This window comes from Rhizobium sp. BT-226 (genome assembly GCF_025847085.2).
Lineage (GTDB): Bacteria > Pseudomonadota > Alphaproteobacteria > Rhizobiales > Rhizobiaceae > Rhizobium > Rhizobium sophorae.
Genome location: NZ_JAOYTI010000008.1, coordinates 212,806 through 231,575 on the forward strand (window position 1 = coordinate 212,806; position 18,770 = coordinate 231,575).

20 protein-coding genes are annotated in these 18,770 nt (G+C 62.4%); 14 read left to right on the forward strand and 6 right to left on the reverse strand.

The genetic code is table 11. From position 1 onward, the window contains the following. Window positions 1–14 precede the first annotated feature (14 nt). From OIU37_RS33235 to OIU37_RS33285, 11 genes are all read left to right on the forward strand, one after another. Complete coding sequence (locus OIU37_RS33235; protein ID WP_372353398.1) at window positions 15–803, forward strand: ABC transporter permease; 789 nt, start codon at window positions 15–17, stop codon at window positions 801–803. 133 nt (window positions 804–936) lie between these two features. Further along, complete coding sequence (locus OIU37_RS33240; RefSeq protein ID WP_264259939.1) at window positions 937–1,959, forward strand: LacI family DNA-binding transcriptional regulator; 1,023 nt, start codon at window positions 937–939, stop codon at window positions 1,957–1,959. A 38-nt stretch (window positions 1,960–1,997) separates the two neighbouring features. After that, entirely contained in the window at window positions 1,998–2,951 is a 954-nt protein-coding gene (locus OIU37_RS33245) for a substrate-binding domain-containing protein (protein WP_171605235.1), read from the forward strand. After that, window positions 2,948–3,769 (forward strand): ATP-binding cassette domain-containing protein, encoded by an 822-nt coding sequence (locus tag OIU37_RS33250; RefSeq protein ID WP_264259940.1) that lies wholly within the window; start codon window positions 2,948–2,950, stop codon window positions 3,767–3,769. Before OIU37_RS33245 ends, OIU37_RS33250 begins: the two co-directional genes overlap by 4 nt. Next, window positions 3,766–4,770 carry an ABC transporter permease gene (locus tag OIU37_RS33255; RefSeq protein WP_264259941.1) on the forward strand — a complete coding sequence of 335 codons (1,005 nt, stop codon included), beginning with the start codon at window positions 3,766–3,768 and terminating at the stop codon, window positions 4,768–4,770. Before OIU37_RS33250 ends, OIU37_RS33255 begins: the two co-directional genes overlap by 4 nt. A gap of 4 nt (window positions 4,771–4,774) precedes the next feature. Next, window positions 4,775–5,854, forward strand: a complete 1,080-nt coding sequence (locus tag OIU37_RS33260) for a phosphotriesterase (protein ID WP_264259942.1) — start codon at window positions 4,775–4,777, stop codon at window positions 5,852–5,854. 36 nt (window positions 5,855–5,890) lie between these two features. After that, window positions 5,891–6,664, forward strand: a complete 774-nt coding sequence (locus OIU37_RS33265) for a glutamine amidotransferase (protein WP_264259943.1) — start codon at window positions 5,891–5,893, stop codon at window positions 6,662–6,664. A gap of 35 nt (window positions 6,665–6,699) precedes the next feature. Continuing rightward, window positions 6,700–7,542 (forward strand): BtpA/SgcQ family protein, encoded by an 843-nt coding sequence (locus OIU37_RS33270; protein ID WP_264259944.1) that lies wholly within the window; start codon window positions 6,700–6,702, stop codon window positions 7,540–7,542. A gap of 2 nt (window positions 7,543–7,544) precedes the next feature. Next, a complete protein-coding gene (locus tag OIU37_RS33275; protein WP_264259945.1) occupies window positions 7,545–8,192 on the forward strand; it encodes a TenA family protein in 648 nt (215 codons plus the stop codon). Between the two features lie 23 nt (window positions 8,193–8,215). After that, window positions 8,216–9,109 (forward strand): ribokinase, encoded by an 894-nt coding sequence (locus OIU37_RS33280; RefSeq protein ID WP_264259946.1) that lies wholly within the window; start codon window positions 8,216–8,218, stop codon window positions 9,107–9,109. Between the two features lie 105 nt (window positions 9,110–9,214). After that, on the forward strand, window positions 9,215–10,048 hold the full coding sequence (locus OIU37_RS33285) for an inositol monophosphatase family protein (protein ID WP_264259947.1): 834 nt from the start codon (window positions 9,215–9,217) through the stop codon (window positions 10,046–10,048). A 19-nt stretch (window positions 10,049–10,067) separates the two neighbouring features. Here OIU37_RS33285 and OIU37_RS33290 read toward each other — a convergent pair whose 3' ends face one another. The 4 genes from OIU37_RS33290 to OIU37_RS33305 are packed head-to-tail and all read right to left on the reverse strand — an operon-like array spanning window position 10,068 to window position 14,032. After that, on the reverse strand, window positions 10,068–11,147 hold the full coding sequence (locus OIU37_RS33290) for an ABC transporter ATP-binding protein (protein WP_264259948.1): 1,080 nt from the start codon (window positions 11,145–11,147) through the stop codon (window positions 10,068–10,070). Window positions 11,148–11,172: 25 nt separating this feature from the next. Further along, complete coding sequence (locus tag OIU37_RS33295; protein WP_264259949.1) at window positions 11,173–12,000, reverse strand: ABC transporter permease; 828 nt, start codon at window positions 11,998–12,000, stop codon at window positions 11,173–11,175. After that, window positions 11,997–12,887 carry an ABC transporter permease gene (locus OIU37_RS33300; protein ID WP_264259950.1) on the reverse strand — a complete coding sequence of 297 codons (891 nt, stop codon included), beginning with the start codon at window positions 12,885–12,887 and terminating at the stop codon, window positions 11,997–11,999. The genes OIU37_RS33295 and OIU37_RS33300 overlap by 4 nt, the downstream gene beginning before the upstream one ends. After that, window positions 12,887–14,032 (reverse strand): extracellular solute-binding protein, encoded by a 1,146-nt coding sequence (locus OIU37_RS33305; RefSeq protein ID WP_264259951.1) that lies wholly within the window; start codon window positions 14,030–14,032, stop codon window positions 12,887–12,889. The genes OIU37_RS33300 and OIU37_RS33305 overlap by 1 nt, the downstream gene beginning before the upstream one ends. Window positions 14,033–14,219: 187 nt before the next feature. Here OIU37_RS33305 and msrA point away from each other — a divergent pair, with 187 nt between their 5' ends. Beyond that, window positions 14,220–14,729, forward strand: a complete 510-nt coding sequence (gene msrA, locus OIU37_RS33310; protein WP_029875362.1) for a peptide-methionine (S)-S-oxide reductase MsrA — start codon at window positions 14,220–14,222, stop codon at window positions 14,727–14,729. 6 nt (window positions 14,730–14,735) lie between these two features. Here the strand turns inward: msrA and OIU37_RS33315 are convergent, their stop codons facing one another. Next, window positions 14,736–15,608: a LysR family transcriptional regulator gene (locus OIU37_RS33315; protein WP_264259952.1), complete on the reverse strand. Its 873-nt coding sequence runs from the start codon at window positions 15,606–15,608 to the stop codon at window positions 14,736–14,738. Window positions 15,609–15,703: 95 nt separating this feature from the next. On the opposite strand from OIU37_RS33315, the gene OIU37_RS33320 reads away from it, so the two are divergent. Together OIU37_RS33320 and OIU37_RS33325 are read left to right on the forward strand one after the other, a co-directional pair. Next, the gene (locus tag OIU37_RS33320) at window positions 15,704–16,489 is read left to right on the forward strand and encodes an SDR family oxidoreductase (protein WP_264259953.1); all 786 of its coding nucleotides are present in this window, start codon (window positions 15,704–15,706) and stop codon (window positions 16,487–16,489) included. A 27-nt stretch (window positions 16,490–16,516) separates the two neighbouring features. Then, window positions 16,517–17,215, forward strand: a complete 699-nt coding sequence (locus tag OIU37_RS33325; RefSeq protein WP_264259954.1) for a ribonuclease activity regulator RraA — start codon at window positions 16,517–16,519, stop codon at window positions 17,213–17,215. Window positions 17,216–17,467: 252 nt separating this feature from the next. On the opposite strand, the gene OIU37_RS33330 is transcribed toward OIU37_RS33325, so the two are convergent. After that, complete coding sequence (locus tag OIU37_RS33330) at window positions 17,468–18,757, reverse strand: amidohydrolase family protein (protein WP_264259955.1); 1,290 nt, start codon at window positions 18,755–18,757, stop codon at window positions 17,468–17,470. Window positions 18,758–18,770 lie beyond the last annotated feature (13 nt).

Here is an 18,770-nt window from a genome sequence, read left to right on the forward strand (position 1 = left end):
TGCCCGTTTTCGTAATGATCGGTTTTGCCTGGATCGCCGTCGTGATCCTGATCGCGCTTACGGCCGACTGGATCCGGCCCTACAATATCACCGCCTTCGACCTGAAGAGCCGCCTGTCATTGCCCGGCAATGCCGCGCATTGGCTCGGAACCGACGAACTCGGCCGCGATGTTCTCTCCCGCCTCATCGTGTCGATCCGCATCTCGCTGCTGATCGCCTTCGGGGCAACGCTGATCTCAGCCTTCGTCGGCACGACGCTCGGCTTTCTCGCGGCTTATTTCCGTGGCGTCGTCGAGCAGCTCGTCGTCATGCTTGCCGATTTCCAGGCGGCCATGCCCTTCCTCATCATGGCACTTGCCGTGCTCGCCTTCTTCGGCAGTTCACTGCCGCTGCTTATCTGCCTGATGGGCTTCTACGGCTGGGAACGCTATGCGCGCATCGCCCGCGGCCTTGCCATCGCCGCCAGTGGCCAGGGTTACGCCGCCGCCGTCACGCAACTCGGCGCCAAGCCGGCCCATGTCTATCTCAAGCATATCCTGCCGAACATCGCCTCGACGCTGATCGTCTCGATGACCCTGACCTTTCCTGAGATCATCCTGATGGAAAGCAGCCTTTCCTTCCTCGGCCTTGGCGTGCAGCCGCCGATGACCAGCCTCGGTAACATGGTCGGCTACGGACGCGAATATCTGACCCGCGCGCCCTGGATCATGCTGGCTCCGTCCTTCGTCATCATGCTGACGACGCTGTCGATCAGCATCACCGGCGACTGGCTGCGCGACAAGCTCGACCCGACGATCGGCTGACGGCCCGCCGGTCGAGCTTCGATCGGCGGGCAAGAAAAACAGATCCTGTGCGTTCATCGCTGTTGACAACGGCGAGCAATCGATATTGTCTTGTAAAGCGCTTTACTAAACCGCTTTACAATAGGTCCAATCGATGTCCAGGGGAACGACGCCAAGTCTGAAGGATGTTGCCGCCGCGGCCAGCGTCTCGGTCACGACCGTGTCGCGTTTCGTCAACGGCAGCCTCGATCTTCCCTTTCAGACCAAGAAGCGCATCGAGGATGCGATCAAGACACTGAACTACCGGCCGAACCCGCATGCGCGCCGGTTAAGCAGGGGGCGCTCGGACACGATCGGCCTCGTCGTGCCCGATATCGCCAATCCCTTCTTCGCGACCCTTGTCGCCGCCGTGGAGCAGGCGGCCGATGAAAAGAAGCTCGCCGTCTCATTGCACGCGACGCTCAACCGGCCGGGGCGCGAAATCGAATATCTGCAGCTGATCGAGCGCAATCACGTCGACGGCCTGATTTTCGTCACCAACCATCCCGACGACGGCGCGCTTGCCGCGCTGATCAACGGCAGCGGCAAGGTCATCATCGTCGACGAGGACATTCCCGATTCGAAGGCGCCGAAGCTGTTCTGCGACAATGAGCAGGGCGGTTATCTCGCCGGCCAGCATCTGGCCGAACAAGGCCATCGCCATGTCCTCTTCATCGGCGGCGACGAGCGCATGATCAGCGCCCGCAGGCGTTATGATGGCCTGCTGAAGGCGCTCAGGGAACAGCATGGCGACGGGGCCCGGGCCGATCGTTATGCCGGCGAATATACGATCGAATACGGCCGTGCGGCGGCACTCGACTATCTCTCCGGAGACCGAAAGGCGACGGCGATCTTTGCCAGCTCCGACGAGATCGCCATCGGGCTGGTCGAGGTCTTCAGAAGCCGAGGCATCTCGATCCCAGGCGACATCTCGGTCATCGGCTTCGACGATGTCGGTCCGCTTCATCTCTTTGCGCCGCCGCTGACGGCCATCCGCCAGCCGGTGCGCCAGATCGGAAGGCGGTCGCTGGAGCTGCTTCTGGAAACCAATTGGCACGAGTGGAAACCATCCGCCTCGGAAGAACTCCTGCCCGTCGAAATCGTGGTGCGGAACTCCGTTGCGCCGCCTGCGAAATAATAATCAGCAACGTCAAAAAACCAAAAGAGGATGAGAACATGACACTGAATTTGACAAGACGAACGATGATCGCAGCCGCCGGCTTTACGGCATTGACCTTCATCGGCCTGTCCAGTGCTGCGGCACAGGAAAAGAAGACCATCGCACTGGTGCAGATCAACCAGCAGGCGCTTTTCTTCAATCAGATGAATGAGGGCGCGCAGAAGGCAGCCGATGCCGCCGGCGTCAAGCTGGTGATCTTCAACGCCAACAACGAGACGACCGCGCAAAACAGCGCGATCGAAACCTACGTCCAGGAAAAGGTCTCCGGCCTTGCCGTCGTGGCGATCGATGTCAACGGCATCATGCCGGCGGTCAAGCAGGCGGCCGATGCCGGCATTCCGGTCGTCGCCATCGACGCCATTCTGCCGGATGGTCCGCAGAAGGCACAGATCGGCGTGGACAATGCCGCGGCCGGCGCCGACATGGGCAAATACTTCGTCGACTACGTCAAGGCGAACATGGGCGGCAAAGCCAAGCTCGGCGTTGTCGGCGCGCTGAACTCGTTCATCCAGAACATCCGCCAGGAGGGCTTTGAAAAGACCCTGAAAGGTGTCGACGGCATTGAAATGGCCGGCGTCGTCGACGGACAGAACATCCAGGACAACGCGCTTGCGGCGGCTGAAAACCTGATCACCGCCAATCCTGATCTGACCGCGATCTACGCCACCGGCGAGCCGGCCCTGATGGGGGCGATCGCTGCCGTCCAGAGCCAGGGCAAGCAGGACAAGATCAAGGTGTTCGGCTGGGATCTGACTGCCGAAGCCATTGCCGGCATCGATGCCGGCTTCGTCGTCGCCGTGGTCCAGCAGGATCCGGCCGCAATGGGCGGTGCCGCCGTCGACGCGCTCGTCAAGGCCTCGGCCGGCGAAGCCGTTACCAAGACGATCTCGGTGCCGATCACCATCGTCACCAAGGAGAATGTCGAGCCATACCGGGCTGTCTTCAAATGATCGAAAGCGGACAGCGTGACATCGCTGCCACCGGTTCCGGAGGGATCGCACCCTCCGGAACCGGCACATCCGGCGGCACCCGATCCGACCCGCGCATCTCGCTGCGCGGTATCCGCAAGTCGTTCGGCTCGCACCAGGCCCTGCGCGGCGTCGATCTCGACATCTTCCCCGGCGAATGCCTGGGCCTCGTCGGCGACAACGCCGCCGGCAAATCGACGCTGACGAAGATCATCTCGGGAACCTACATTCCCGATGCCGGCACGATCACCATGGAAGGTGAGGAGGTCCGTTTCTCCGGCCCCGCGGATGCGCGTGGGCGCAACATCGAAATGGTGTTCCAGGATCTCAGCCTCTGCGATCATATCGATGTCGTCGGCAATCTCTTCCTCGGCCGCGAGCTCAGCCGCGGGCCGTTTCTCGACACCAGGACGATGCTGTCGGAAGCGCGCAAGATGCTGGATTCGCTTGAGATCCGCATTCCGAGACTGACCAGCAAGGTCGCCCAGCTCTCCGGCGGGCAGCGCCAGGCGATCGCCATTGCGCGCGCCGCCTCCTTCAAGCCGAAGGTGCTGATCATGGACGAGCCGACATCAGCACTTGCCGTCGCCGAGGTCGAAGCGGTTCTGGCCCTGATCAATCGCGTCAAGGCGAACGGGGTCTCGGTGATCCTCATTACCCACCGGCTGCAGGACCTCTTCCGAGTCTGCGACCGTATCGCGGTGATGTATGAGGGCACGAAGGTGGCCGAACGGCAGATCGGCAGCACAAACCTCGAAGACCTCGTCAGGCTGATCGTCGGTGAAGGAGCCAGACAATGACGGCTTATACGGAACGCGGCCACGGCTCGCGCGTCGCCGATTTCCTCGGCGAACACGCACAAGTCCTGTCGATCGCCATCTTCTTCCTGGCCTGCATGATCTTCTTCTCCATCGGCAGCGAAACCTTCTTCACGCTCGGCAACGTCCTGAACATCGTGCGGCAGGCCGCTCCCATCCTGATCGTTGCCATCGCCATGACCTTCGTCATCATCACCGGCGGCATCGATCTTTCGGTCGGCTCGCAGGTCGCGCTCGTCAATGCGGTCGCGGCGATCATCATTGCAATGGGTGTTCCCTGGCCGTCGGTGGTCATCGGCATGCTCGTGCTCGGCGGCTTCATGGGGCTGGTCCAGGGCTGGTTCACCGCCTATCAGGGCATTCCCGCCTTCATCGTGACACTTGCCGGCCTGTCGATCCTGCGCGGCCTGGCACTCTATCTGACCCAGGGCTATTCCATCCCGATCAAGGATGCACCGGGCTTCTTCGCGCTCGGCCGGGGCGAAATCCTGAGCTTCCCCATCCCGGCGATCATCGCCGTCATCATCGCCGTTCTCGGTTACGTCGTCATCACCGCGACCAAATATGGCAGGCAGGTCGTGGCGGTCGGCTCCAATGCAGAGGCGGCGCGGCGTGTCGGCATGCCCGCCAAATGGATCATCGCCTCGGTCTATATCATCTCCGGCGTCGCCTGCGCCGTCGCCGGCCTGCTGATTGCCGCTCGTCTCGGCTCCGGCTCGTCCAATGCCGCCGTCGGCTTCGAACTGCAGGTGATCGCCGCCGTCGTGCTCGGCGGAACGTCGCTGATGGGCGGACGCGGCACCATTCTCGGCACCGTGCTCGGCACGCTGACCATCGCCGTCATCGGCAACGGCCTGATCCTGATGCACATATCGCCGTTCTTCACCCAGATCGTCACCGGCGCCATCATCCTCGTCGCCATCTGGCTGAACACGCGCATCTTCACGGCCAATTTCCATTTCCGGCTGGGCAGGAAAGGATGAAGCGATGAGCGAGCAGACAGCAGATAGCCTGTCCGAAGCGCATGTCCACTCCGGCAAGGTGATGACCGTTACGGGCCCCGTTTCGGCGGATGCACTCGGCGTGACGCTGATGCACGAGCATATCCTCAATGACTGCCGCTGCTGGTGGCACGCGCCGAAGACGCCGGAACGGCAATATCTCGCCGAAAGCTTCGTCTGCATGGAGATCCTCGGGGAACTCAGGCAGGATCCCTTCGTCAACAAGCACAATATCACGCTCGACGACGAACATCTCGCAATCGCCGAACTCAAGGATTTCGCAGCAGAAGGCGGCCGCACCGTGGTGGAGCCGACCTGCAAGGGCATCGGCCGTGATCCCCTGGCGCTGCAGCGCATCTCGAAAGCATCCGGTCTCAACATCGTAATGGGGGCGGGTTATTACCTCGGCTCCTCGCATCCGGAAGGCGTCGCGGCAATGAGCGTCGATGACATCGCACGGGAAATTGTCCGCGAGGCGAGGGAAGGCGTCGACGGCACCGGCGTCAGGATCGGCCTGATCGGCGAGATCGGCGTCTCCTCGGATTTCACCGCCGAGGAAGAAAAATCGCTGCGCGGCGCTGCCCGGGCGCAAGTGCTGACCGGGCTTCCCTTGATGGTGCATCTGCCAGGTTGGTTCCGCCTCGGCCACCGCGTGCTCGACGTGGTCGCTGAAGAGGGGGCGAATCTCCGCCACACCGTGCTTTGTCACATGAACCCGTCGCATGACGACATCGCCTATCAGAGCGAGCTGGCGGAGCGTGGCGCCTTCATTGAATACGACATGATCGGCATGGATTTCTTCTATGCCGATCAGCAGGTGCAGTGCCCGAGCGATGAGGAGGCGGCGCGCGCGATCGTTCGTCTCGTCGAGGCCGGTTATCTCGACCGGATTCTTCTGTCTCATGACGTCTTTCTGAAGATGATGCTGACGCATTACGGCGGCAACGGCTACGCCTATATCCTTCGCCACTTCCTTCCCCGTCTTCAGCGGCACGGGCTCGACAGGACGGTTCTCGACGAGATGATGCGCAGCAATCCGCGCCGCGTCTTTCATGCCGGAGCGTAGCTCCATCCATTCAATCGATCACAGGTACGGCAGACCATGACAAAAAAAATCCTCCTTGTCGGTGAGAGCTGGGTCAGCTCGGCCACGCATTACAAAGGCTTCGACCAGTTCGGCAGCGTCACCTTCCATCTCGGCGCCGAACCGCTGGTGAAGGCGCTCGCCGGCAGCGCCTTAGAGCTCACCTATATGCCGGCGCATGAGGCAGTGGAGAAATTCCCCTTCGATATGGCCGGGCTCGACGCCTATGACGCCATCATTCTCTCCGATATCGGCGCCAACTCGCTGCTGCTGCCGCCGGATGTGTGGCTGCATTCGCGCACCGTGCCGAACCGGCTGAAGCTTCTGAAGGCATGGGTGGAGAAGGGCGGCGGCCTGCTGATGGTCGGCGGCTATTTCTCCTTCCAGGGCATCGACGGCAAGGCGCGCTGGCGGCGCACCCCAGTCGAAGACACGCTGCCCGTCACGTGCCTGCCCTATGACGACCGCGTCGAAATTCCCGAGGGAACCGTTGCCGAGGTGGTGAAGCCGGAGCATCCGACGATGCGGGGTCTTGACGGCGCCTGGCCGGTGCTTCTCGGCGTCAACGAGGTCGAAGTGCGCGACCGTGCCGATGTCGAGATCGTCGCCCGCCTGCCCGAGGAGCAGGGTGGCCATCCGCTGCTCGTCGTCGGCACGCATGGCACTGGGCGGACGGCGGCCTGGACGTCGGATATCGGCCCGCACTGGCTCTCGCCCGCTTTCTGCGAATGGGAAGGCTACGGCCGGCTCTGGAAGAATATCCTCGGCTGGCTCACCGAAAAGCAGGCATGATTTCAGCGCGCCGCAGGAATTGGAAAGGGAAGGACATGCAGGAAATTTCGGACAGGCCGTCCAACGCCATCAGGGATATCTTCGGCAGGGACAAGGTTCTGATCGGCATGATCCATTGCCCGGCCTTTCCGGGGGCGCCGCGCTACCGGGGGGGTGCGATGGATGCGATTTACGACGCGTGCATGCGCGACGCCGAAGCCTGCGTGGAAGGCGGCCTGCACGGGCTGATCATCGAAAATCACGGCGATGTGCCGTTTTCGAAGCCCGAGGATATCGGCCCCGAGACGACAGGCTTCATGTCTGTCGTCACCGACCGGATCGCGCGCGCGGCCGGCATTCCGCTTGGCGTCAACGTGCTGGCCAATGCGCCGATCCCGGCCTTCGCCATCGCCATGGCAGGCGGGGCCAAATTCATCCGCGTCAATCAGTGGGCCAATGCCTATGTCGCCAATGAAGGTTTCATGGAGGGCAGGGCCGCCGAAGCCATGCGCTACCGCTCGCTGCTGAGGGCCGAGCACATCAAGGTCTTTGCCGACAGCCACGTCAAGCATGGCAGCCACGCCATCGTCGCCGACCGCTCGATCCAGGAGCTGACGCGCGACCTTGCCTTCTTCGATGCCGATGGCGTCATCGCCACCGGCCAGCGGACCGGCAATTCAGCAACGATGGAGGAGATCGAGGAAATCGGTGCGGCGACGCACCTGCCGCTGCTCGTCGGCTCCGGCGTCAACAAGGACAACATCGTCGATATTCTGAGCCGCACCAATGGCGTCATCGTTGCGTCTTCATTGAAGCAAGGCGGCGTCTGGTGGAACCCGGTCGATATCGAGCGCGTGCGCGCCTTCCGGGCGGCGGCCGAACCGGGACTGGAGGGCTGAGCATGGCGGCAGAGAGCCTTTCGGGCCGCATCCTGCGCGAGAATGACGCTGTCTTTGGCGCGATGCTGAGCCACCGCTTCGTCGAGGACGTCAAGAACGACAGGCTGAGCAAGGAGGCTTTCGAGCGCTATCTCGTCTATGAAGGCGCCTTCGTCGACAGCGCCATCTCGATCTTTGCCTATGCGGCGGCGACCGCCAAGACGATGCCGCAGAAGCGCTGGCTGATCGCGGTTCTCGACGCGCTTGCCAACGAGCAGATCGCCTATTTCGAGCGCACCTTCGCCAGCCGCGGCATCGATCCCTTGTGCTTCGACACCGGCATCGCCGAGGTCGAGGGCTTTCGCGCCGGCATGTTGGAGATCGCCCGCCAAGGTGGCTTCCTCGACACGGTCGCGGCGATGTTTGCGGCCGAGTGGATGTATTGGACCTGGTGTAGGCAAGCAGCCAGCCGCCCGATCAGCGATCCGCTGCTGAAGGAATGGGTCGACCTGCATGTCGATCCGAGTTTCGCCGCCCAGGCACATTGGCTGAAGAATGAACTCGACATGGCAGGAGAAACGCTGGAAGAGGATGAAAAAGCGCGGCTCAGCGCGATCTTCGGCCGGGCGATGCAGCTCGAGATCGATTTTCACGATGCGCCTTATCTCTAGCTTCACCTTGCGAAAGCGGATGCATGCGCGCCTACATAGTCGGTAACGTCGCCATCGACGAAACCATCGCCGTCTCCGAACTTCCCGTTATCGGTGCTTCCATCCTCGGCAACGCCGGTGGCAGCGATCTCGGTGGCAAGGGCACGAACCAGGCGGTCGTCATGGCCCGCTGCGGCGTTCCAACAACGCTGGTGGCGCCCGTCGGCAGGGATGCGAGGGCCGACACCATACGCCATTACCTCGCGGACGAACCGCTTCGGAGCGAACTGATCGAAATGGAAAATGCATCGAGCGATGTCTCGATCGTCTTCCGGCTGCCGGGCGGCGAAAATGCCATCGTCACGACGACCGAATCGGCGCAGAGCCTGTCGCTGTCCGATGTCAGGCGGATCCTCTCGACGGCCGGCCCCGGCGATCTCATGATGCTGCAGGGCAATCTGTCCGACCAGACGACCCGCGATATCCTGGAGCATGCAAAAGCGATCGGCATGGTCACCGCCTTCAATCCCTCGCCGGTGCGCTCCTATTTCTCTGATCTTTGGGGGTTGATCGACATCGCCTTCCTCAACAAGGGCGAGGCGCAGACGCTGACGGGAACGACGGGCAGGGATGCTGCCGAATTTCTGCTAAGCCGGGGCCTGCGAGACGTTGTCCTGACGCTGGGCGGCGACGGCGCGACGCTTGTGAATCGGCACGCCAGCATCGAAGTGCCCGCCCAGGTCTGCGATGTGGTCGATACAACGGGCGCAGGCGATACCTTCATGGCCGCAGCACTGGCGTCCTGCGCGCTGCGCGGACAGCGGCCGGACCGGCTAGCCATCGAACACGCAGTTGCAGCCGCAGCCATCACCGTCTCAAGACATGGAACAAGAAAGGCGTTTCCGACCACTTCCGAGCTTGAAGCGATCCTGAGATAACCGGCACGGTGTGACGAGCGCTTCATAAAACCATCATCAGCCCCTGCGAAGGGATGGGCTCTTCGCGATTCACTCCGTCATATCAGCAGCATCCGGACTTTTCTCATGACATCCTCCCCGATTTCCGCGCGTCTTTCCCCGACCGCATCGTCCCGCCTTGTCGTGCTTGCCGAAACGGTATTGAAGGCGGGCGAAACCGCCCGTGGCTCGCTGCGGCGACGAACGTCGGCAGAAATGCTCGCCAAGGCGCCGCGCGATTATCAGACCGAAATCGATGTCGCCGTCGAGCGGATCATCGTCGACGAGATGACGAAGGCCTTCCCGGACTATGCCATCCAGGGTGAGGAAGCCGTCGGCAACCGCACGGCGGGTCCGGAAACGCCTGTTATCTACATCGACCCGATCGATGGCACGACCAATTACGCCTGGGGCATTCCGCATTTCGGCATGACGATCTCGATCGTCGAAAGCGGCAGGCTCGTCATGGGCGTCGTCTATGACGCCATGCTGGACGAGCTCTTCAGCGCCGAAATCGGCGGCGGCGCTTATCTCAACGGCGAACGCATCCACTGCGCCAATGTCGGCGACATCGAGAATGTGCTCGTCGGCGCCGGCCTGCCGATCCCCGGCCAAGTCAAGGCGGTTGCGGAAGAAACCTATTTCGAAGCCATCAAACGGCTGATGGCGAATACGGCGGGTGTGCGCCGTCTCGGCTCGGCGGCACTGTCGATTGCCTATGTCGCCTGCGGCCGGCTGGACGGATTCTTCGAGGACGGACTCGCGATCCATGATTTCGGCGCCTCAGCGCTGCTGGTCGAAGAGGCGGGCGGCATCGTCACCCGTTTTTCCGGCGCTAAGGTTGTCGGAAAGAGCGATATCCTTGCCGCCAGCAAGGCGCTGCATCCCTGGCTGCTCGAAGGCTTCCAAAGCAAGGCGTAAACGGGCGCATTCCTCCCGGTTAAACCCGCAGCAGCTCTTCGATCTCAACGTCGCCCTTTGCCGGCATCGACTGATGGACGAGCTCGTTGTCGCGGAAGACGAAAAAGCCGGCGAAACTCGGCTCGACCCTCATCCCGGCCCGGATGCGATCGTCCGGCGCCACCATCGCCTTCAGACGGCTGCCGCCGGCAAGATCGATATCGACCATCTTGTGGGTGCCGAAATCGACGGCGCGATGGACTGTCGCGGCATCCGCCCGATCCGAGGGACGGATCGTCAGCGCTTCTGGCCGGGCGGCCAGCGTCACCGGTCCGTCCTCGACGGGGATTGCAAGCGAGAAAAGCGGATGCTCGCAGACACCGTTTCTAACGCGGCTCTGGACGAAATTCATCGAGCCGATGAAACCGGCGACGAAGGCCGTCTGCGGCTGCCGGTAGATGGTGCTTGGCGGCGCGATCTGTTCGGTGCGTCCGTCGCGCATGACGACGATGCGGTCGGCGAGCGCTAAGGCCTCGTCCTGGCCATGGGTGACGAAGAGCGTGGTGATGCCGAGGCGCTGCTGGATATCGCGCACTTCCTCCCTCAACCTTTCGCGCAGATGCTGGTCAAGGCTAGCGAAGGGCTCATCGAGCAGAAGGATCTTCGGCTCGAGCACCAGCGAGCGGGCAAGCGCGACGCGCTGCTGCTGACCGCCGGAGAGCTGAGTCGTCATCCGCCGTCCGTAATCGGCGAGACCGACCAGGGCCAAAGCATCCTCGACACGCTGGCGGATCTCCGCTTTCGGCAGCCGGCGGAGCTTCAGGCCGAAGGCGATGTTGTTGAAGACGTCCATGTGTGTCCAGAGCGCATGGCTCTGGAACACCATGCCGGTCGGGCGCCGCTCGGGCGGCAGCGTCGTCACATCCTTCGCATCGATGCGGATCGTTCCACCGCTCGGGCGCTCGAAGCCGCCGATCATCCTGAGAAGCGTCGACTTGCCGGAACCGGATGGGCCGAGCAGGCAGACGAGCTCGCCATCTCCCACCTCGAGCGAGAAGTCGCGAACGGCAAAGCTGGTCCCGAACAGCTTCGAAACGCCCTCGATCGCCAGATGTGCCATTCTCAAACCCTTCCCTGAATTGACCTCATGCGCCGAAGCCTCGTGCGAAAGCGCCGGTGCCAATCACGCGGCGGGCAAACATCAGCGCGATGAAGGACGGTACCCACAGCATGACTGACAGTACGGCGCCGTATTGCACGACGATCTGGTTGTTGATGAAGCTGATCATCAGCACCGGCATGGTGCGGACCTGAGGCGCGCCGATCAGCCAGGCGCCTTCGGTTTCGTAGAAGGTGCCGACGAAGGTCAAAAGCAGTGCGGCGGCGATTGTGGGTCCGGCCTGCGGCAGAGTGATCGCCCAGAAGACGCGCAGCGGCGTGGCACCGGCATCGCGCGCCGCCTCTTCCATGCGCCGGTCGACATTCTGGAAGGCTGCGACCGGAATCCAGATCATCAACATCAGCGTGCCGACCAGCTGGATCAGCACGACGCCCCAGAAAGTGCTGATCAGGCCGAGCTGCAGGAAGATGCCGGCAATCGCGACGAGCAGGCCGAATTTCGGAAAGGCATGCGATGCGAGGAACGACAGGAACAGGATGTTCCTGCCGGGAAAGCGCATGCGCGCGAAGGCGTAAGCCGCGGGAAGGCAAATCACGGCGGAAAGGATGGTCACCGTCGTCGTCAGCCGCAGGCTGAGGAAGAGAGCTTCCCAGACATCCGGACGCGCCAGCGTCTGGCCCCAGAAACGCAGGCCGAATTGCTGCGGGATCACCGATGGATAACGCCAGACCTCGGTGAAAGCCCATGTTCCGACGACGATCAGCGGCAGCGCGATAAACAGCGTCAGCAAGCACGCGAAGAGCATGCCGATCCAGTCGAAGCGGAGATCCGTGCCCGATCTACCGGCACTCATGGCTGGGCCTCGCGGTTGCGGGCGATCGACCTGATATAGAAGATGCCGAAGACCAGGCAGAAGCCGAAGGTGATGACGGCTTGGGTCATGGCGTTCAGCGGGTCATTCATGTCGGCGAAGGTGCGCTGCATGAACGGCCCCATCATCTCCGGCGATGCGGAGCCGAGCACATAGGGCAGGGTGAAGGCGGAGAAGATGCCGAGCACGGCGAAGGACGCGGTCACCAGCAGGGAATTGCCCATGCGCGGCAGGATGATCGAGATGAACACCCGGAGCGGTCCTGCGCCGACATCGCGAGCGGCCTCGATCGCACTGTTCGAAACGGAGGAAAGCCCCGCCGTCAGCATCAGCACCGTCAGGGGAAGATTGTCCCAGACGAGACCGATGACCGGTCCCCACGGCGTCAGATAGGGCGTGCGCAGCTTGGGCAGGCTGACGGCGTTCAGCAGCAGGTCGACGGTGCCGTTCGGCCCGATCGTCCTGATCAGCGCATAGGCGAGAATGATCGACGGCACGAACATCGGGAAGATCGCAAGAGCCTGCACATAGGCGGCAAGTCGCCCCTGCGAGAACCGGAGGTATAGCGCGATCGGAAGGCCGATCGCCAGAAGCAGAATACCGCAGACGGCGGTGGTCCAGAGCGTCAGCCACAGATTGCCGAGGCTGTAGCCGTCGGTGAAGAAGAAGCGATAGGAGGCAAGCGAAAATTCCGTCGCACCGTCAGGACCTCGAACGAAGATCGTGCCGACGACCGCCGAAAAGATCGGAAAGACGATCAGCCATGCGAGCAGGAGGACCGGCAAGGCAACGAGGAGGAGCCCGATCGAGCTCCCCCTGTTGATGGATCGGGGACGGCGCAGAACCGCAGTCGCAGTATCAGCGGACATCAGGTGCGGCTGATGCCCGGAGCGACGTTGCGGTACCAGCCGTCGGCGATCGCCTTTTCCCAATCGCCGCCCGGGAAGGTCGGGATGGTCGACGGAATGACGTCGGCATATTTCTTGCGGAGATCGTCGGAGATGTGATCCCAGGAGATGGCGGGGAAACCACCGATCTCCGTGATGATCGCTTCCTGCATTTCCTTCGTCAGCATGAATGCGGCAAGCTTGAGCGCCGCATCCTTGTTGGCGCCGTTCGAGAACACGGTGATGCTGGAGAAGCCGCCGCAAAGGGCAAGATCGGTAAGCTGCACGAGGCCGGTCGTATCAGGAAGCACACCCTGGGAGATCGCCTGCAACACCTGGTCCGACCAGACCGGCACCATGGTGACAACGCCCTGGGCGAGGAGCTGGATCGATTGGGTGTTGCCGGCCGTATAGGCGCCCTTGTCATAAAGTGCAGGGGCGAGGTCGTTGAGAATCTTCCAGGCCGGCGTCAGCGCCTCTGTGGCGAAGTCTGCGCTGAAATTGTCGATCTTGAACTTCTTCGGATCGCGGCCATTGGCCTCATGGATCGCGCGACGGACGAAATTGCCACCCGAACCGCCCTTGTCAGGACGGTTGTAGATGAACTGGCCCGGATTGGCCTTGATCCAGGCGGTGAGCTGATCCCAGCTCTTCGGCGCATCCTTCGGATCGAGCTTGGTCGTGTCGTAGGCGAGAAGGACCTGCGAACCGCGATAGGGCAGCGAGTAGGGGGTATCGAAGGCAAGCGGGTTGATATGGTCGTAGCCTTCGATGTTCTCGGCGGAGAACTTGACCCAGAGCCCGGCATCGATGCCGCCGGACGGCAGGCGCGGATCGAACTGCTCGAAAAGGTCGGCCTGCGGATCGGTCTTCGTCTTCAGCGCCGCGAGCGCACGGTCGGCGATGGCGCGCAAGCCGTTATTGTCGCCGGCATCGGTCACCTTCAGGGCAACACCCGGATGTGCCTTTTCGAAGGCCGGACGGATGACGTTGTTCCAGAGGTCGACGATGTTGGCATCCGAACCGCTGTAGAGATCGATCGTGCCGACTGCCGCCGATGCGAAACGCGGAAGAGCCAGCAGACCGGCTGCCGCCGACGATGTGATCAGAAATTCGCGTCTATTCATAACCCGTCTCCATCAGGTGTCGAGGCTCAGCCTCCGCAGGATTGTCCAAGGCCTTGCTAGCGCCGGCGCGTAACATCGACATGACAGGATCGGGCGTCTCGGCAGGGAAATTGCACAGCTGTGCTGATTGCGCCGTGTGGAAATTGGCGGCAGGAGACACTATCTCTTGCGGAAAAGGAGATATCCAATGACCGAAGAACGTGCAGTCCTCGCCGGTGGTTGCTTCTGGGGCATGCAGGACCTGATCCGCCGATACAAGGGCGTGATTTCGACTCGCGTCGGCTATTCCGGCGGCGATGTGCCGAATGCCACCTACCGCAACCATGGAACCCATGCCGAGGCGATCGAGATCGTCTTCGACCCCGCAAGGATCAGCTATCGGGAAATTCTCGAATTCTTTTTCCAGATCCACGACCCGAGTACACGCAATCGCCAGGGCAACGACGTTGGCTTGAGCTACCGCTCGGCGATCTTCTACGTCACCCCTGAGCAGGAGCGCGTCGCTAGGGATACGATCGCTGATGTCGATGCATCCGGCCTGTGGCCCGGCAAGGTCGTCACCGAAGTCGTGCCGGTCAGCGATTTCTGGGAGGCCGAGCCCGAGCACCAGGATTATCTGGAGCGGATTCCGAACGGCTATACCTGCCACTTCGTCCGGCCCGGCTGGAAACTGCCGGTCCGTCAGAAGATCGCCTGAAATTGATCAGGCTCCCATCGCCGCGCGGCTGGTTTCCAGAAGCGCGGCGACGAGATTTGTCCTCGGCGAGGATCGCGTCACCACGATGCCGACGGTGCGAACGGCGGACGAGCGGGGCAGGGGCAGCTTGACGATATCCAATCCCGCCGGCCAGGGCGGCGCCCAATCCGGCACGATCGAGATTCCGAGACCGCGGTCTACCATGACCGCGATCGCTTCCAGCGCGTCGAGTTCATAACGCTCGACCGGGTGGATGCCGATCTCGCGCAGATATTCATCGGCGATGTGACCACCCCACTGGTTGCGGTCGTAGCGGATGAACGGCAGAGTCTGCAGCAGTTCGAGTGGATCTGCCCCCTCGCAGTCCCGCGGAGCGATCAGCACCAGGGGTTCTTGGCGCAGCTTGTTGAAGGTCAACGTCTTCTGCATCGGAAATCGCGGTTCGATGATGAAGGCGGCGTCTAGCGCGCCGTTCAGGACCTCGGCATAGAGGTCCATCGACGCCCCCGGCTTGAGGAAGATTTCGATCAGCGGATAGTCCTGCGCAAGGCGGTGGAGAATGCCGGGAACGAGACCGGTCAGCGCCGTATTGATCGCCCCGATCCGCATCTCGCCTGAAATCGTCGCGGTACCGGCCATCGCCTTCAGGTCGCGTGTATCGCGCACCAGATCCCTGCAGCGTTCGAGAATGGCAAAACCCGCCTCCGTCGGCCGCATGACGCGGCCGGAGCGCACCAGCAGCCGCACCCCGAGCTCGGCCTCCAATGCGCGGATGCGCTGGGCGACGGCCGCAGGCGTAAGGTTCAGCCGCTGCGCGGCTTCCGCCAGCGAGTGCCGCTCGGCAATGACAATGAAGGTTTCGAGAAAACGCGTATCCATCGATAGTTTTTCTATCTCTTGAACGAAGCAGAAGCCATATTTTATTTATAGTCCGTTGCTCCGAAAGATGGCCGATCATTGAGGAGACGGATGGAATGGATTTCGGCCTGAAGGACAAGACGGCCCTGGTGCTCGGCGCCGGTGGCGGACTGGGCAGCGCGATTGCCGTCAAGCTTGCGCGCGAAGGCGCCAGAATTGCCACGGCGGATATCGATCTCGCCGCCGCTGAGAAGACCACGGCTGCGATCGAATCCGAAGGCGGCAAGGCGCTGGCACTGCAATGGGATCTTTCCGATCTCGGTTCGATCGATGCGCATGTCGCTGCAATCGAACGGCAGTTCGGACCGGTCGACATCCTCGTCAACAATACCGGCGGCCCACCGCCGACCACCGTCTCCGGCCAGGATCCGACGGTCTGGAACCAATATTTCCAGAGCATGGTCCTCTCCGTCATCGCCATTACCGATCGCGTGCTGCCTCAGATGCGGGCGCGCAAATGGGGGCGCATCGTCACCTCGACCTCGTCGGGCGTGGTCGCACCGATCCCCAATCTCGGCATCTCGAATGCGCTGCGCCTGTCATTAGTAGGCTGGTCGAAAACGCTGGCGCGCGAGGTCGGGCGCGACGGCATCACCGTCAACATCGTCCTGCCGGGCCGGATCGCCACTGGCCGCATCACCTTCCTCGACGAGCAGAAGGCCAAACGCGAAAACCGCTCCATCGATGACGTCGTCACTGAGAGCACCGGCAGCATTCCGCTCGGCCGCTATGGCCGGCCGGAAGAATATGGCAATGTCGTCACCTTCCTGGCGAGCGAACCTGCCTCCTATCTCACCGGATCGGTGATCCGCGTCGATGGCGGCATGATCCAGAGCATCTAACAGAAACCGAATTGGAACCGATACCCGATGGCCCTCAGCGCTGACGCGATAGCAACCCTCAAGGCCGTCTCGACGGCGACCCTGACGACCGTTCTTCTGAAGAAGGGCCTGCGGAACGTCTGGATCCGCGGCGCCGTTCCCCTGAAGCCCGGCCAGCCGCGCATCGTCGGCCCGGCCTTCACCCTGCGCTTCGTGCCTGCCCGCGAGGATCTGGCGACGCCGGCCTCCTGGGCTTCGCCGATCTCGACCCGCGCCGCGATCGAGGCGATGCCAGAAGGCTGTGTTGCCGTTGTCGATGCGATGGGCGTCACCGATGCCGGCATCTTCGGCGATATCCTCTGTGCCCGCATGCAGAAGAGAGGCGTTGCCGCACTCGTCACCGACGGCGTCGTGCGCGACCTTGCCGGCGTGCTCGATGCCAACCTGCCGGTCTGGTGCAGCGGCGTCGCAGCACCCCCCTCGGTCGCCGGCCTCACCTTCGTCGCCTGGCAGCAACCGATCGGCTGCGGCGGCGTGGCTGTTTTCCCTGACGATATCATCGTCGTCGACCAGGACGGCGCGGTGCTGATTCCGGCCGATCTGCTCGAAGTGGTGCTGGCCGAAGCGCCGGAACAGGAGCGCGTGGAAGCCTGGATCATGACCAGGATCGATGAAGGCACGCCGTTGCCCGGCCTCTACCCGATGAACGCCGAAACCAAGGCGCTTTATGAGGCTTCGAAGAAGTAATCTCCAGGCCCGGGCGAATCGAAAAGGGTCGCGGCTTCCACTGCTCGATTTGTTGACGAACCTCCCCATTTACTCGACGTCATCCTCGGCCTTGTGCCGAGGATCTGCTGGACCGGCTGCAGATACTCGGGACAAGCCCGAGCATGACGAAGAGAAGTTGGCCGACTTTGTCAGCAGTCTGACAGGCCTCAGCTTCGCGGCTCCTTTTGTTTGACTCCGATCTATAGCTGTTCCGGAAGCTACCGCCACATCTCAATAACGAGGCACGTAATCCATGCCGCCGTCGATCCGTGCCGGGCGCCCGTCCAGAAAAAGTTCGCCGATGCGCGGCGCCGAGCGGGCGATGACTTTGCCGCGGCGGATCACTGCCAGGCGGTTGGGTTTCAGCCGCAGCGCTTCCAGCGTGTCGCTGGCCTGGAGAATGACGAGGTCGGCACTGCATCCCTTTTCCAGGCCGTAATCTGCAAGCCCCATCGTCTTCGCCGAATTGACGGTCAGCGCGTCAAAGATCTTCCTCTTGTCGTCGATGCCGGCCATCTGCGCGACATGGATCGCCATATGGCCGACCTCCAGCATGTCGCCCGATCCCATCGAATACCAGGGGTCCATGACGCAGTCGTGCCCGAAGGAAACATTGAGCCCGGCATCCATCAGCTCCCGCACGCGGGTCATGCCGCGGCGTTTCGGATAGGTGTCGTGCCGGCCCTGCAGCATGATGTTGATCAACGGATTGGGGATGACGTTGATCCCGGCCTCTGCCATCAGCGGAATGAGCTTGGAAACATAATAATTGTCCATCGAATGCATCGACGTCAGATGCGAGCCGGCGACGCGCCCCTGCAGGCCGAAGCGGATGGTTTCCGCAGCCAGCGTCTCGATATGGCGCGAGAGCGGATCGTCGGTTTCGTCGCAATGCATATCGACCGGCAGGCCGCGATCGGCGGCGATGCGGCAGAGCGCCTCGACAGACGCCGTCCCTTCGCCCATCGTCCGCTCGAAATGGGGAATGCCGCCGACGATATCGACGCCCATGTCGAGGGCGCGGTTGAGCGCATCGATCGCGCCCGGCGAGCGGTAATAGCCATCCTGGGGAAAGGCGACCAGCTGCAGATCGATATAGGGCGCGACCTTCTCGCGAACCTCGATCATCGCCTCGACGGTCACCAGTCTGGGATCGCTGGTATCGACATGGCTGCGAATGAAGAGCAGCCCTTGAGTGACCGCCAGGTCGCAATAGCGCAGCGCACGATCGACCAGTTCCTCCTTCGTCACGATCGGCCGCAACTCTCCCCAGAGCGCAATGCCCTCGAGCAGCGTGCCCGACACGTTCATGCGCGGCAGACCGAGCGACAGGGTGGCATCCATGTGGAAATGCGGATCGACAAAGGGCGGACTGACCAGCCGGCCGGTCGCGTCGATCTCTTCTTGCGCCTGCGCCTGGAGATTAGGCTCGACAGCGATGATCTTGCCGCCCTGGATGCCGATATCGATGCCGGTTCGGCCATCGGGGAGATTTGCATTTCTGACGATCAGATCGAACATCGGAGCCTCATTG